At 73.2% G+C, this 13239-nt stretch carries 13 protein-coding genes; 6 read left to right on the top strand and 7 right to left on the bottom strand.

Annotated features, from left to right (window positions below; all coding sequences use genetic code 11):
• The 3 genes from BKE38_RS04265 to BKE38_RS04255 all read left to right on the top strand — a co-directional run.
• Nucleotides 1–864, top strand: an 864-nt coding sequence (locus tag BKE38_RS04265; RefSeq protein ID WP_076956128.1) for a sulfurtransferase, incomplete at its 5' end; no start/stop codon positions are given.
• Nucleotides 854–2035: a YeeE/YedE family protein gene (locus BKE38_RS04260; protein ID WP_083747291.1), complete on the top strand. Its 1182-nt coding sequence runs from the start codon at nt 854–856 to the stop codon at nt 2033–2035. The genes BKE38_RS04265 and BKE38_RS04260, both read left to right, overlap by 11 nt.
• A 74-nt stretch (nt 2036–2109) precedes the next feature.
• Nucleotides 2110–2664: a DUF1349 domain-containing protein gene (locus BKE38_RS04255; RefSeq protein ID WP_242662187.1), complete on the top strand. Its 555-nt coding sequence runs from the start codon at nt 2110–2112 to the stop codon at nt 2662–2664.
• Nucleotides 2665–2731: 67 nt separating this feature from the next.
• Here the strand turns inward: BKE38_RS04255 and BKE38_RS04250 are convergent, their stop codons facing one another.
• On the bottom strand, nt 2732–3004 hold the full coding sequence (locus BKE38_RS04250; RefSeq protein ID WP_076956126.1) for a hypothetical protein: 273 nt from the start codon (nt 3002–3004) through the stop codon (nt 2732–2734).
• Nucleotides 3005–3239: 235 nt separating this feature from the next.
• Here BKE38_RS04250 and BKE38_RS04245 point away from each other — a divergent pair, with 235 nt between their 5' ends.
• Nucleotides 3240–3455, top strand: coding sequence for a hypothetical protein (locus BKE38_RS04245; protein ID WP_076956125.1), 216 nt, complete (start codon nt 3240–3242; stop codon nt 3453–3455).
• 108 nt (nt 3456–3563) lie between these two features.
• On the opposite strand, the gene BKE38_RS04240 is transcribed toward BKE38_RS04245, so the two are convergent.
• Nucleotides 3564–4292 (bottom strand): Crp/Fnr family transcriptional regulator, encoded by a 729-nt coding sequence (locus tag BKE38_RS04240; protein ID WP_165694106.1) that lies wholly within the window; start codon nt 4290–4292, stop codon nt 3564–3566.
• 472 nt (nt 4293–4764) lie between these two features.
• On the opposite strand from BKE38_RS04240, the gene BKE38_RS04235 reads away from it, so the two are divergent.
• A complete protein-coding gene (locus tag BKE38_RS04235) occupies nt 4765–5205 on the top strand; it encodes a ferritin-like domain-containing protein (RefSeq protein WP_076956130.1) in 441 nt (146 codons plus the stop codon).
• Between the two features lie 614 nt (nt 5206–5819).
• Nucleotides 5820–6848, top strand: coding sequence for a FecR family protein (locus tag BKE38_RS04230; RefSeq protein ID WP_076956123.1), 1029 nt, complete (start codon nt 5820–5822; stop codon nt 6846–6848).
• Nucleotides 6849–6962: 114 nt separating this feature from the next.
• Here the strand turns inward: BKE38_RS04230 and BKE38_RS04225 are convergent, their stop codons facing one another.
• Genes BKE38_RS04225 through BKE38_RS04205 form a run of 5 tightly spaced genes read right to left on the bottom strand, consistent with a single transcriptional unit; the run spans nt 6963 to nt 13232 of the window.
• On the bottom strand, nt 6963–8453 hold the full coding sequence (locus tag BKE38_RS04225; RefSeq protein WP_076956122.1) for an AMP nucleosidase: 1491 nt from the start codon (nt 8451–8453) through the stop codon (nt 6963–6965).
• Between the two features lie 52 nt (nt 8454–8505).
• Complete coding sequence (locus tag BKE38_RS04220) at nt 8506–9816, bottom strand: NtaA/DmoA family FMN-dependent monooxygenase (protein WP_076956121.1); 1311 nt, start codon at nt 9814–9816, stop codon at nt 8506–8508.
• Nucleotides 9816–11447, bottom strand: a complete 1632-nt coding sequence (locus BKE38_RS04215) for a dipeptide ABC transporter ATP-binding protein (protein WP_076956120.1) — start codon at nt 11445–11447, stop codon at nt 9816–9818. The genes BKE38_RS04220 and BKE38_RS04215 overlap by 1 nt, the downstream gene beginning before the upstream one ends.
• Nucleotides 11437–12270, bottom strand: coding sequence for an ABC transporter permease (locus tag BKE38_RS04210; protein ID WP_076956119.1), 834 nt, complete (start codon nt 12268–12270; stop codon nt 11437–11439). Before BKE38_RS04210 ends, BKE38_RS04215 begins: the two co-directional genes overlap by 11 nt.
• On the bottom strand, nt 12267–13232 hold the full coding sequence (locus tag BKE38_RS04205) for an ABC transporter permease (RefSeq protein WP_076956118.1): 966 nt from the start codon (nt 13230–13232) through the stop codon (nt 12267–12269). The genes BKE38_RS04210 and BKE38_RS04205 overlap by 4 nt, the downstream gene beginning before the upstream one ends.
• Nucleotides 13233–13239 lie beyond the last annotated feature (7 nt).

Below are 13239 nucleotides of genomic sequence, written 5' to 3'. Positions count from 1 at the left end.
ACCCAGGCCCGCCCCAGCCCCGTCGTCGACGGCGCCTGGCTGGCCGAGCGGCTGCAGGACCCCAGGGTGCGGGTCATCGAGGTCAGCGTGAATCCCGGCCTGTTCAAGCGCGGCCATATCCCGGGCGCCTTCAACGTCTCCTGGCATCGCGACCTGGTCGACACCGTCCGCCGCGACATCGCCAGCCGCGAGCAGATCCAGGACCTGCTGCGCCGCGCCGGCGTCGAGCAGGACAGCACCGTCGTGCTCTACGGCGACAACAACAACTGGTTCGCCGCCTGGGGCGCCTGGGTGCTCGACATCTATGGCGTGCGCGACGTGCGCATCCTCGATGGCGGCCGCGCCAAATGGGAGGCCGAGGGCCGCCAGGTCAGCACCCGCGCCACGACGCCGCGCGCCGGCAGCCTGACGCTGGCCGCCGAGCCCAACGGCCGGCTGCGCGCCCGCCTGGCCGATGCCGTCGCCATCGCCGAGAAGCGCAGCGGCGAGGCGCTGCTCGACATCCGCTCGCCCGACGAATTCTCCGGCAGGATCTTCGCGCCGCCGGGCGTGCCGGAGCTCGCCATCCGCGCCGGCCATATCCCCGGCGCGGTGAACGTGCCCTGGGTGCAGGCGGTGCGCGCCGACGGCACCTTCAAGAGCGTCGAGGAGCTGCGCGCCCTCTATGCCGCGGTCGGCATCGACGGCAGCAAGCCGATCGTCGTCTATTGCCGCATCGGCGAGCGCAGCAGCCATTCCTGGTTCGTGCTGTCGAAGCTGCTGGGCTACGAGGTGCGGCAGTATGACGGCTCCTGGACCGAATACGGCAATGCCGTCGGCGTGCCGGTGAGCAACCCGGCCGGCACGGTCTGGGGTGCGCGCTGAGGCTGGGGCCGGATGGGGTCCCCGCCTGCTCGGCCTGGCGGCCGGGCTGGCGGGGCTCGCGGCCATCTGGTGGTTCCTGGTGCGCGGCGGCACCGGGCCGCTGACGGCGCTGATCCTGGGCGGGCTGGGCGGCCTGGCCATGCAGCGCGGCCGCTTCTGCCTGTTGTGCCTGACACGGGATTTCGTGCGTGGCGGCGATCCGCGCGGGCTGCTGGCGGTGCTGGCGGCGCTGGCCACGGGGCTGCTCGGCTATCTCGTGGTGCTGACCAACTGGCTGCCCAATCCGGCAGGGCCGGGCCTGCCGCCGGATGCGCATGTCGGGCCGGTCTCCTGGGTGCTGGTGGTGGCGGGCCTGTCCTTCGGCACCGGCATGGTGCTGTCGGGCGCCTGCATCGCCGGGCATCTCTACCGGCTGGGCGAAGGGTCTTCGCGCGCGCCGGTGTCGCTGCTGGGCGCGGCGACCGGCTTCGGGCTGGGCTTCGCCACCTGGCCGTCGCTGTATGACACGACGCTGCGCGAGGCACCGGTGGTCTGGCTGCCGCATCACCTGGGCTACACCGGCAGCGCGGCGCTGGCGCTGGCCCTGCTGGCGGCCGCGGCCTGGCCGCTGCTGCGCCGCCTGCCGGCCCGCCCCGCGCGCGCCGCGGCGCCCGATGCGGCGACGCTGCTGCGCGCCGTCTTCGTGCAGCGCTGGCCGGCCTGGAGCGGCGGCGTGCTGGTCGGGCTGCTCGGCGCCGTCGCCTATCTGCGCGACGAGCCGCTGGGCGTCACCGCGGCGCTGGGCGGCGCCGCGCGCTGGGTCGGCACGGCGCAGGGCTGGCTGCCGGCGCGCATCGGCGGCCTCGACGGCTTCGCCGGCTGCGCCACGGCGCCGGACGCGGTGGGCGGCAACCTGGTCTTCGTGCTGGGGCTGGTCGCGGCGTCGCTCGCTGCGGCGAGCCTGGCCGGGCAGTTCTCCCTCGCCCGCAGCAGCGCCCGGCAACAGCTGCAAAGCCTGGCCGGCGGCGTGCTGATGGGCTGGGGGGCGATGACGGCGCTGGGCTGCACCATCGGCGTGCTGCTGTCCGGCGTCATGGCCGGCGCGCTGTCGGGCTGGGTCTTCGGCGCCGCGGTGCTGGCGGCGGTCTGGGGCGGGCTGTGGCTGACCCGCCCCAGGACAGGGCAGGCTTGAGTCCCGCCGCGGGATCGGCATGATCGATCCCCGCAGCGGGGGAATGGCCAAAAATGTTCGAAGGATGCGCCTGGTTGAACCCGCCGCCGGCCTGGGCGGAGACAGCGGACGGGCTGCGCGTCACCACCGCGCCCGGCAGCGACTTCTGGCGGCAGACGCATTACGGCTTCACCCGCGACAGCGGGCATTTCTTCGGACGCAGCGTGCCGGGCGACTTCACCGCCACCTTGCGCATCCGCGGCCGCTATGCGGCGCTCTACGACCAGGCCGGCCTGATGCTGCGGCGCGGGCCGGAGGCCTGGATCAAGGCGGGGATCGAGCTGTCGGATGGCGAGGCGATGCTGGGCAGCGTGCTGACCCTCGGCCATTCCGACTGGGCCACCGGCGCCTTCCCTGGCGATGCTTCGGACGTCTGGCTGCGCGCCACGCTGGCGGGCGGGGTGCTGCGGCTGCAGGCCTCGGCCGATGGCAGGCGCTGGCCGCTGCTGCGGCTTTGCCCCTTCCCGGGCGATGCGCCCTGCGCCGTCGGGCCGATGGCCTGCAGCCCGGAGGGGGCGGGGCTGGAGGTCGAGTTTTCCGAGTTCAGCGTGACCCCGCCATTGGGCCGCGACCTGCACGACCTTCGCTGAGGGGCCAAGCCGCAGACGATCGAGGGCGTGCGGGTGCTGGCGCGGCCGGAGCGCGGCTGATCCCGGCTCAGAGCGGCAGGCCCGGCGCCAGCGAGGCCGGGCCGAGATACTGCCATTCCAGCGCGGCATCCTCGGCGCTCATCTCGGCGCCGTCGGCGGCCATCCAGAGATGCGCGGTGGTCCAGAGGAACCATTTTTGCTCGGCGCCGCGCAGCAGGCAGTGCGGGCCGTACTGGCAGGCTGGCGGCTGGCCGGGCCGGCCGGGCAGCGGCCAGGCCGGGCGCGCGCCGGTGACGGCCGGCTGCAGGCGGCAGAAGCGCACCTTGCCCAGGAGATCCATCGCGACCCGTTCCTTCGAGGAGAGATGGCGCCCCTTGTACGGAAGCCGGTTTCGCAAACAGAAATCACGATGTCGAAATGATTGCGCGGGTGCCGTCCCGGGGGGGCGCGTCGTTAACATAGCTGAATGACGGCGCGGCGCCGGAGCTTTAACGGAAGGGTAGAACGCTGCGTGCTGGCGTCGCCGGCCGGCGCGCTCCCGGCCCTCCCGGCGCGGCGACCGGAGGAGCCCGCCGATGAGCCGCAGCGCCGCCTTCCCGCCCTCCGGCTTCACCGTGCTGCGCCGCGTGGCCGGCCTGGAGCTGCGCCACTCCCCACCCGAGCGGGCGGAGGGCTATGCGCTCTGGGCCGTCCACGACCCCGATCGTTCGGCCGATCCCTGGATCTTCCTGAACGAGGCGGATGCCGTGCGCTTCTTCGAGCTGCGTCTGCCGACGCTGCGCAAGCCCTGATCGGCGAGGGCGTGATGGCGTGAGGCGGACCCACCGAAAAGCCTGGATCGCCCGATCCAGCAAGGTCCTTCGCGCCGATAGGCTTCGTTCGTCCGACGCCCGGCGGCTCTAGTCCGGGAGCTGCGGCGGCGGCTGCCAGTCGGCGATGGCGCGCAGCGCCGCAGTCTGGCGCAGCGTCACCACCCGGCCCTTCAGGGCGATCAGCCCCTCGCGCCGCAGCTGCTGCAGCGTGCGGTTCAGATGCACGACGCTGAGGCCGAGCGCATCGGCCAGCACCTCCTGGGTCAGCGGCATGGCGAAGCGGCCGTCGCCGGCAAGGCCGGCAGCGCCCAGCCGCGCCTCGAATTCCAGCAGCAGGCTGGCCAGCCGCTCATGCGCCATCTGCCGTCCCAGCCGCACCACCTGGTCGCGCAGCTGCGCCACGTCCTGCAGCGCCAGCGCGTGCAGCGCCCGGGCCAGCCCGCCTTCGGGCGTCGCCACGAACAGCGGCGAGGCGTCGACATGGCGCAGCCGGGTGAGGCTCGCGATGCTGCAGAGCTCGGCCAGCGAGGGCTGCTGCCGGCCGATGATGTCGCCGGGCAGCAGGAAGCTGACGATCTGCCGCCGTCCGTCGGGCAGGATGCGGATGCGGCAGGCCCAGCCGGACAGCAGCAGCAGCGGCGCGCCGCGGATGCCCTCGGCGCGCAGCTCCTGCCGCGGTCCGGTCTCGCGCGGCGCCTGGCGGGCGAGCGCCGCGACCTGCGCGACATCGGCCTCCTCCAGCGGCGCCAGGCGGTGCAGCCGCTGCAGCAGCGCAGCGATCTCCGGCGGCAGCGCCGGCGGAGGAAGCTCTTGCAAGGCGTCGCTCATCGGCCGCCGGACATGGCAGCCTCCGGCGCGCGCCAAAGGGTGCCGCCCGGCAGGTGGATCGGCGGATGGGCGAAGCGGGTCACCGCCGGCGCGCTCCGGCGCGGTGCAGCGGGGTCGTCAAGGTCAGTCGTGTCAGAGGAGGCTCGTTCGATCGTGGTCCCTGCTCGGCAACTGCCGAAGGCGGGGCAGGCCAGCAACTACATATGTTATGTATTCGCGACACTGCTGCTGTCGGCGCCCGGCGCAGGATTTTTCCTGATCATCGGCCTGTTCGCCAAGATCGACGTGCAGGCCGGCTGTCTTCTTGAAGATGGGGCCGGCCGCCGCGGTGATCCCGGTCCGGTGGCATGTCTCCGGCGGCATTTTCTCCGGCGCCTGGAACTGCGGCGCCGGGCGGTGGTTTCCCGATGGCGCGCGCCCCGCCATCCGGCAGGCAGGCGTCGCGCCAGGGAGCGACGCCATGACCACCAAGGTCGGTATCGAGACGGGCCTGCCTGGCCTCGTCGAAAGCCTGCTGCTGCTCGAGCACGAGGCCATCGCCCGCTACGACCAGGGAATGGCGCGGCTCGACAACCCTGTGGCCCGCGCCGCCGTCGCCAGCTTCCGCACCGACCACGACCGCCAGCTCGCCGCCCTGGCGCTGCTGGCCGGGCGGATGCAGCTGCGCCCGCGGCGCGAGGCCGGCGCCCCGACGCCGCGGACGCCCGGCCAGGCGGCGCTGGCCGGGCTGCAGGGCGACGGCGCCATCCTCGCCGCCATGCGCGGGCAGGAGGACGACACGGTCATCGCCTATGAGCGCGCGGCGGCGCATCCCGAGGCGACGCCGGAAGCGCAGGCGCTCTTCCGCCGCGCCCAGGCGGATGCGCTGCGGCACCGCGACTGGATGGCCAATCCCGGCTGAGCCGCGGCCCAGGCCGCCGCCCCGGGACGAAGGCGGCATCGTCCGGATGGCTGCGGCGCGGACGCAGCGCGGGGCAATGCGGCGCACCGGCAGGAGACGGTCACCGCCCGCGGCGGCGGCGGCCCCGCGGCTTGCCGGCGCCGTGCCAGGGCGAAGGCGGGGTCGCCGTTCGGGAAGGGGCGCTGCGCGTCCAGCAGGGCCTCGACCGGCCTGTCGAAACCGGCCGGCACCGGCGCGGCGGAGCGCTGTGCCCGGCCTGGATCGTCCACCGGGATCGTGCGCCGGGCCGAGCCGGATCGGCGAGGCGGCGCAGGTGCCGGTGATCTGGGCGACCCAGGTGCCGGTGAGCCTGGTCAGCCGCGGCAGGCCGCTGCGCGGCGAGATGACGGACGCCGCCCGGGGCGCCCGCGCCGGCTGCTGATCGGGTGAGCCCAGGCGGCCCCGCTTGTGGTAGCAGAGGGTGTATTTTCAACAACCTGCATGAAGGTGCTGGCAGGGGCTGGCAACAGATTGTAGGGGATGGGCGGGGGGTCCGTCCGGCCACCCTGGCATTGGCCGGCCTTGCCCGGGGAACGGCCATCCAAGCTGCCATTCCCGCCCTGACCTGCGACGCCATGGCCCCGACCGATCCCGATCCCGCGCCCGATCTCCTGTGGGAGCAGGCGCTGACCTTCCTGATGGAGATGCGCGAGGCACCGCAGGATGCGGCGCTGCGCCAGGCGTGGAAGCGCTGGATGGCCGAGGCGCCGCAGCACCGCGAGGCCTGGGCGCGGGCGGAACTCACCTGGCTGGCCATGGGCCAGGCGATCCGCGAGCTGCCGCCCGCCTGGCCGCCCCCCTTGCCACCCGTCCGGTCGACCCTCCCGCCACCGCTGCCGGCGCGGCCGATCCGCGCCCAGGGCCGGCGCGGCCTGCTGCTGGCCACCGGCGGCGGTGCGCTGGCCGCCGGCGCGCTGCTCGCCGCGCCCGGGCTGGGCGGCGCACTGTGGCAGCGGCTGCAGGCCGATCTCCGCACCAGCGCCGGCGAGACCCGGGCGCTGCAGCTGCCGGACGGCTCGCGGCTGGAGCTGGACACGGCGACCGCCGTCGCGCTGGAGTTTTCCGCCGCCGGGCGGCGGCTGCGGCTGCTGCAGGGCCAGGCCTTCATCGCCGTGGCGCGTGCGGTGGCACGTCCCCTTCTGCTGCGCTGCGGCGTGGTGGAGGTCTCCGCCCCCGGGGCTGCGATCAACCTGCGCTTCCTTGGCGACCGGCTGGAGATCGCGCTGGAGGACGGCCAGGCCCGCGCCCGCTATGCCCCCGCGGCCGGCATCGCCCGCGACTTCGCGCTGGAGGCGCGGCAGAGCCTGACCCTGTCGCTGGCCGATGGCGCGCCGCTGGCGCCGCACGCGCCGCTGGCCCGGGCCCTGGCCTGGCGCCACCACCGGCTGGTCGCCGAGGACACGCCGCTGCGCGCCGTGCTGGCCGAGCTCGGCCGCTACCTGCCCGGGCTGCTCTGGCTGCGCGACAGGGCGCTTGGCGAGGCGCGGGTCAGCGACGCCTATGACCTGCGCGACATCCCGGCCGCCATCCGCCAGGCGGTCGCGCCGCTCGGCGGCCGGGTGCGCGAGGTCTCGCCCTATCTCGTGATGGTCGGCAGCGCCTGACGGCAGCCGGGCACAGAGCGCCATGGCTTGAGGTGGAATCCCCGACAAGCCTGGATCCCGCGATCAAGCAAGCAGTCCGATGGGATTGCCTGCGTCCTTCAGCAGGCAGCCCGCTCAGCGGAAGGGCGGCTCGTCGAAGGCGCGCAGCTTGCGCGAATGCAGCGCGGTCAGCTGCTGGCGCAGGATGCCGAAGGTGGCGATGCCGATCGCCAGATGCTCGCTGACCGCGCGCTGGTAGAAGGCGGTGGCGGCGCCGGGCAGCTTGATCTCGCCATGCAGCGGCTTGTCGGAGACGCAGAGCAGCGTGCCATAGGGCACCCGCAGCCGGTAGCCCTGCGCCGCCAGCGTGCCGCTTTCCATGTCGACGCCGATGGCACGCGACAGGTTGATGCGCAGCCGCTCCTGCGACCAGCGCAGTTCCCAGTTGCGGTCGTCATAGGAGACCACGGTGCCGGTGCGCAGCCGCCGCTTCAGCGCCTCGCCGGCCTCGCCGGTGACCTGCGCCGCGGCCTGCTGCAGCGCCACCTGCACCTCGGCCAGCGCCGGGACCGGGATCTCCGGCGGCAGCAGGTCGTCCAGGATGCGGTCGCGGCGGAGGTAGCCATGGGCGAGTACGTAGTCGCCGATCTCCTGGCTCTGCCGCAGCCCGCCGCAATGGCCGATCATCAGCCAGCAATGCGGCCGGGTGACCGCCAGGTGGTCGCTGATCGTCTTGGCGTTGGAGGGGCCGACGCCGATATTGACGATGGTCAGCCCGTTGCGCCCTTCGCCGCGCAGCAGGTGGTAGGCCGGCATCTGGAAGCGCTGCCAGGGCGCCTCGGCGACCAGCCGCGCGGCCGCTTCCGGGGCATGGCCGCGGGTGATCACGGCGCCGCCAGGCAGCACCAGGGCGGTGTAGTCGCCGTCCGCGCGGCGCAGCTCGGCCAGCGCCCAGTCGACGAACTGCCCGATATAGCGCTGGTAGTTGGTCAGCAGGATCCAGGGCTGCACGTGCCGCCAGTCGGTGCCGGTGTAGTGCTGCAGCCGGCGCAGCGAATAGTCGACGCGGGCCGCGTCGAACAGCGCCATCGGCCGCGGCGCGCCGTCGCGGAAACGCCACAGCCCGTCCGCCACCTCGTCGCCGACGGCCGACAGCATCGGCACCGGGAAATGCCGCGCGAGCTCGGCGGCCGAGACGCCGCCGCGCGCCAGCTCGTCGCCGCCTTCCAGCACATAGGGGTAGGGGATTTCCTGGCTGCTCGGCCCGACCTCGAGCGTCGCGCCGTATTCGGCGATCAGCGGCCGCAGCTGCTCCAGCAGATAGGGGCGGAAGGCGGCCGGGTTGGTGATGGTGGTGGCATAGTCGCCGGAGACCTGCAGCTTGGCCCAGGAGCGGCGCACCTGCGGCGGCGGCCCTTCCGGCGCCCAGCGCAGCCAGAGGCCGGGATAGCGGAAGGCCGCGCGCTCCTCGGGTGTCGGCGGGATGCGCTGGTCGACGAAGCGGTCCAGCGCCGCGCGCTCGGCGGCGACGGCGGCCTCGTAGAGCGCCTCCAGCCGGTCGACGGCTTCCTCGGCGGTGGCGCAGGCCAGGGGGGAACTGGGGACGGCGGCAGGGTCTCGGCTCATGCGGCGAAGATAGGCCGCCGCGCGGCGCCGGCCTACCGGCTGCGCGGAAACGTCATCCGGGCCGGGCGTCGCCGAACAGCGCCTGGCGGAAGGTCAGCCCTTCTTCCTCGGGGGGGCGCAGCAGGCCGCGCTCGCGCAGGATCGGCATGATCTCCCCCGCCACGCGCGGGAAGGAATTGCCGCCCTTCAGCACGAAGCCGTCGGCCGCCTGCGCCTCGAACCAGCTTTCCAGGTCTCCGGCGATGCGGGCCGGCGTGCCGATCAGCGTCAGATGCCCGAACTCGAAGACATCGGACAGGAAGCGCCGCAGCGTCTGGTCCGGCCGGCTGAGATACTTGCGCAGCAGCAGGCCGCGGCTGCGGCGGCGCTCGACCTGATGCAGCGCGGCTTCCGTAGGCACCGCCTCGGCCGGGATGCGCTCGTCGAGATCGAGCTGCCCGATGCGGAACAGCGGCGCCTCGCGCACCAGCTTGTCGCGATAGGCCAGCAGCGCCCGGTCGCTGAACTGCGACTGGTACAGATCGTCCGCTTCCCCCTGGCTGTCACCGACAAAAATGTTCAGCCCTGGCAGGATCTTCAGCCGTGCCGCATCGCGCCCGGCCGCGACCACGCGCCGCTTCAGGTCGGCATAGAATTCGGCGCCGGTCTCCTGGTCGGGGGCGGCGGCGAAGACGATCTCGGCATGGCGCGCGGCGAAGTCCAGCCCTTCCTCCGAGGCGCCGGCCTGGACGATCACCGGCCGGCGCTGCGGCCCGGGCGGGATGTCCAGCGGCTCCTTCACCTGGAAGAAGTCGCCGGCGAAGTTGGTCTCGTGGATGCGGCGGGCGTCGAAGACCGGGCCGCGCGCATCGAAGCCGACCGCGCCCGGCTCCCAGCCCTCCCACAGCCTGTAGGCGACCTGCATGAACTCCTCGGCCTTGCGGTAGCGCTCGGCCAGCGGCAGCAGCCTGCCATCGCCGAAATTGCCCTCCCCGTAATAGGAGGTCACCACGTTCCAGCTGGCGCGGCCGTCGCTGATGTTGTCGAGCGAGGTGAAGTAGCGCGCGACGTTGTAGGGCTCGTTGAAGGAGGTCGATTCCGTGATGATCAGCCCGAGCCGCCGCGTGTGCTGCGACAGCGCGCTGAGCAGGGTCAGCGGCTCGAAGCCCGGGCGCGGCCGCACGCTGCCCTTGGCGATGTCGAAACCCAGGAAGTCGGGCTTGAAGATGGCGTCGAAGCCGGCGCTTTCGGCGAGCTTCGCATGCGCCACGAAATTGGCGAAGCCGAAGCGCTGCGGATCGCGCTGGCGTTCCGGGTTGCCCTGGTACAGCGCATTGGGGTCGGAGAAGGCGACCATGATCATGCGGTCGTGGCGGCGGGACATCAGTCTTCTCCTCCCTGGTCGAGCAGCACGGCCTCGCGCGCCGCGGCGGCGGGGCGCGGGATCGAGTCCAGCAGCAATCCGGTATAGGCCGCGCGCGGGCGGCTGAAAATCTGCGCCACCGGCCCCTGCTCGACGACCTGGCCCTGGCGCAGCACGGTGACGCTGTCGGCGATCTGGCGGATCAGCGCCAGGTCATGCGAGACGAAGAGATAGGTCAGGCCGAGCTGCGCCTGCAGGCGGAACAGCATCTCGACGATGCCGGCCTGCACGGTGACGTCGAGCGCCGAGGTCGGCTCGTCCAGCACCAGCACGCGCGGCCGCAGGATCAGCGCGCGGGCGATGGCGACGCGCTGGCGCTGGCCGCCCGACAGCGCGCCGGGGCGACGGCGCAGCAGCTCCTCGGCGAGGCCCACGGCGCGCAGCGCCTCGACCACCCGGGCTGGCCGGTCGCCGCGCCGGCCGACCGCGTAGCGGTCGAGCGGCTCGCCGATGATGCCGCCGACCGTCCAGGTCGGATCGAGCGAGGTGAAGGGGTTCTGATAGACCAGCTGCAGCTCCCGCCGCAGCGCGCGCAGGCTGTCCGGCTGTCCGGCCTGCACCGGCCCGCCGCCCACCGTGATGCTGCCGCGGTCCGGCCGCTCGAGCCCCAGCAGCAGCCGCACCAGCGTGGTCTTGCCCGAGCCGGACTCGCCGACCAGCGCATGCGTCGTGCCCGCCGGCACGCGGAAGGAGACATCCTGCACGGCCTGCACGATGCCGGTCCCGGCGTGGAAGCGCTTGTGCACGCCGTCGACGCGGATGGCGTCGTCGTCGCCGTGCCGCCGGGTCGCGGCGGCCCGAAAACGCTCGGGGTTCAGCGCCGGCACATCCGCCTGCAGCTGCCGCGCATAGGCCGAGCGCGGCCGGCGGAAGACGTCCTGCGATGTCCCCTGCTCCTGCACGCGGCCCTCCTTCAGCACCACGACGTCCTGCGCGCGCTCGGCGGCGATGGCCAGGTCATGGGTGATCAGCAGCAGGGCGATGCCGAGCTCCGCCTGCAGGGTGGCGAGCAGGTCGAGGATGCGCTTCTGGATGGTGACGTCGAGCGCCGAGGTCGGCTCGTCGGCGACGATCAGGGCCGGGCCGGGCAGCATCGCCAGGCCGATCAGCACCCGCTGCAGCATGCCGCCCGACAGCTCATGCGGATAGGCGTCGTAGATCCGCGCCGGCTCGGCCAGGCCGACGCGGGCAAAGATCTCCAGGATGCGCCGGCGGCGCGCCGCCGCATCGGGCAGGTCGAGCAGCCGCGCCGCCTCCTGCGCCTGGGCGCCGATGCTGCGCACGGGGTTCAGCGCGTTCTGCGGATCCTGCGGCACGAAGCCGATGGCGCGGCCGCGCAGGGCGCGCAGCCTGGCCGGCGCCAGCGACAGCAGGTCCTGGCCCTGGAACAGGATTGTTCCGCGCAGCCGTGCGCCGGCGGGCAGCAGCCCGCAGAGGGCGCGGACGATGCTCGACTTGCCGGAGCCGGATTCACCGATCAGCGCCAGGCTGCCGCCGTCGCGCAGCGTGAGGTCGACGCCCTGCACGGCCGGCTGCGGGCCATAGGCGACGGCGAGGTCGCGGATCTCGAGGAGCGGGGCATCAGGCGGCATGGCGGATCCAGCGGCTGAGGCGGTTGATGGCCAGCACGGTGACCACGATCACCGCCGCAGGCGCGAAGACCAGCCAGGGCGAGCTGGGATAGTCCTTGCCATTGGCCACCAGCAGGCCCCAGTCGGCGGCCGGCGGGGGATCGCCATAGCCGAGGAAGGCCAGGCCGGCGATGGTCAGGATCGAGGTGCCGAACTGCAGCACCGCCAGCGCCACCACCGAGCGATAGGCATTGGGCAGCACGTGGCGCAGCAGCACATGCGCCGGGCGCCCGCCGGCCAGGGCCGAGGCCTCGACGAAGACGGCCGTCGAGGTCTTCATCACCTCCGAGCGCATCAGCCGGGCGAAGACGGCGACCGAGGCGACGCCGGTCGCGATGGCGACATTGATGGTCTGGAAGCCGAAGGCGCTGACGATGACCACGGCGAGCAGGAAGTTCGGGATGGCCAGCAGCATGTCGATCAGCCGGCCGATGACCGTGTCGACCCAGCCGCCCAGGAAGCCGCTGGCCAGGCCCAGCAGCCCGCCCACCGCCAGGCCGATCACCGTGGCGATCAGCGCGCTGGTGACCGACGACCAGGTGCCATGCACGATGCGGGCATAGAGGTCGCGCCCCAGATGATCGGTGCCGAGCCAGTGCTCCGCCGAGGGCGGCAGCAGCTTCCGGGCGGTGACCCCGAAGAAGGGATCGTTGCCGGTGAACAGCCAGGGCGCCGCCGACCAGCCGACGACCAGCGCGAGAACGGCGAAGGAGAGCAGCACCGCGAGCGGCTGCGCGCCGACCCGGCCGCGCCGGCCGGCGGGCGAGAAGGTGGTCGCGCTCATGCCGGCCGCCCCGCCGCGGCGCGCCGCCGCAGCCGCGGGTCGAGCAGCGGGTAGAGCAGGTCGGCCGCCAGGTTGACCAGGACGAAGACCACGGCGGCCAGCGAGACCAGCGACTGCAGCACGGGGAAGTCCTGCGTCACCACGGCGCTCTGCACCAGGGAGCCCACGCCCTTGCGGCCGAAGATGGTCTCGGTGATCAGCGACCCGCCCAGCAGCTCGCCGATGCTGACCGCGATCATCGTCACCACCGGCAGGGCCGAGGGCCGCAGCTGGTGCCGCGCGAAAAGCTGCGACAGCCGCAGCCCGCGCGCCCTGGCCACGGCGAAATACTCCTGGCCCGCCTCGTGGTCGAGATTGGCGATCAGCACCTCGGCGATCTGCGCCGAGACCGGGATGCCGAGGGCGAGGGCCGCGAAGACGGTGGCGGCGGCGCCGTTCGGATCGGTGATGCGGAACAGGCCGAGCTGGAAGGCGAAGACCTGGATCAGCACCAGGCCGATGACGAAGCTCGGCACCGAGAGCGACAGCGCCGGCAGCACCCGCGCCACCCCCTGGCCCCAGCGCCGCGGCAGGCTCTGCGAGGCATAGGCGATGGCCAGCGCCAGCAGCAGCGCCACCAGCATGGCCGTGCCCGCCAGCACCAGGGTGGAGGGCAGCGCCTCCAGCAGCATGGCGGAGACCGGGCGGCTGGCGCGCAGCGAAATGCCGAGATCGCCCAGCGCGAAGCGGGAGATCGCCCTCCACCACTGCTCCAGCACCGGACGGTCCAGCCCGTAATGCGCGATGATCGGTGCGATCTCCTCCTCGGTGAAGCCGTTCTCGGGGTCGAGCAGCATGTTGCTGACCGGGTCGCCCGGCAGCACGGAGATGATCAGGAAGGTGAAGCTGTAGGCGAGCAGGATGACGACCAGCGCATGGCCCAGCCGCCGCGCCGCGAAGGGAAGGAAGCTCTGTCGAGACATGGCGCGG

The sequence above is a fragment of the Teichococcus deserti genome (assembly GCF_001982615.1).
Taxonomy (GTDB): domain Bacteria; phylum Pseudomonadota; class Alphaproteobacteria; order Acetobacterales; family Acetobacteraceae; genus Pseudoroseomonas; species Pseudoroseomonas deserti.
The sequence above is the reverse complement of the archived record's forward strand: the minus strand, read 5'-3'. Positions and strand labels throughout refer to the sequence as shown.

Excerpts from the sequence above, each read along its gene's own strand:
- BKE38_RS04250 (WP_076956126.1), bottom strand. The coding sequence starts at position 3,004 with ATGGATCTCCTGGGCAAGGTGCGCTTCTGCCGCCTGCAGCCGGCCGTC.
- BKE38_RS04245 (WP_076956125.1), top strand. The coding sequence starts at position 3,240 with ATGAGCCGCAGCGCCGCCTTCCCGCCCTCCGGCTTCACCGTGCTGCGC.
- BKE38_RS04235 (WP_076956130.1), top strand. The coding sequence starts at position 4,765 with ATGACCACCAAGGTCGGTATCGAGACGGGCCTGCCTGGCCTCGTCGAA.
- BKE38_RS04230 (WP_076956123.1), top strand. The coding sequence starts at position 5,820 with ATGGCCCCGACCGATCCCGATCCCGCGCCCGATCTCCTGTGGGAGCAG.
- BKE38_RS04225 (WP_076956122.1), bottom strand. The coding sequence starts at position 8,453 with ATGAGCCGAGACCCTGCCGCCGTCCCCAGTTCCCCCCTGGCCTGCGCC.
- BKE38_RS04220 (WP_076956121.1), bottom strand. The coding sequence starts at position 9,816 with ATGTCCCGCCGCCACGACCGCATGATCATGGTCGCCTTCTCCGACCCC.
- BKE38_RS04215 (WP_076956120.1), bottom strand. The coding sequence starts at position 11,447 with ATGCCGCCTGATGCCCCGCTCCTCGAGATCCGCGACCTCGCCGTCGCC.
- BKE38_RS04210 (WP_076956119.1), bottom strand. The coding sequence starts at position 12,270 with ATGAGCGCGACCACCTTCTCGCCCGCCGGCCGGCGCGGCCGGGTCGGC.
- BKE38_RS04205 (WP_076956118.1), bottom strand. The coding sequence starts at position 13,232 with ATGTCTCGACAGAGCTTCCTTCCCTTCGCGGCGCGGCGGCTGGGCCAT.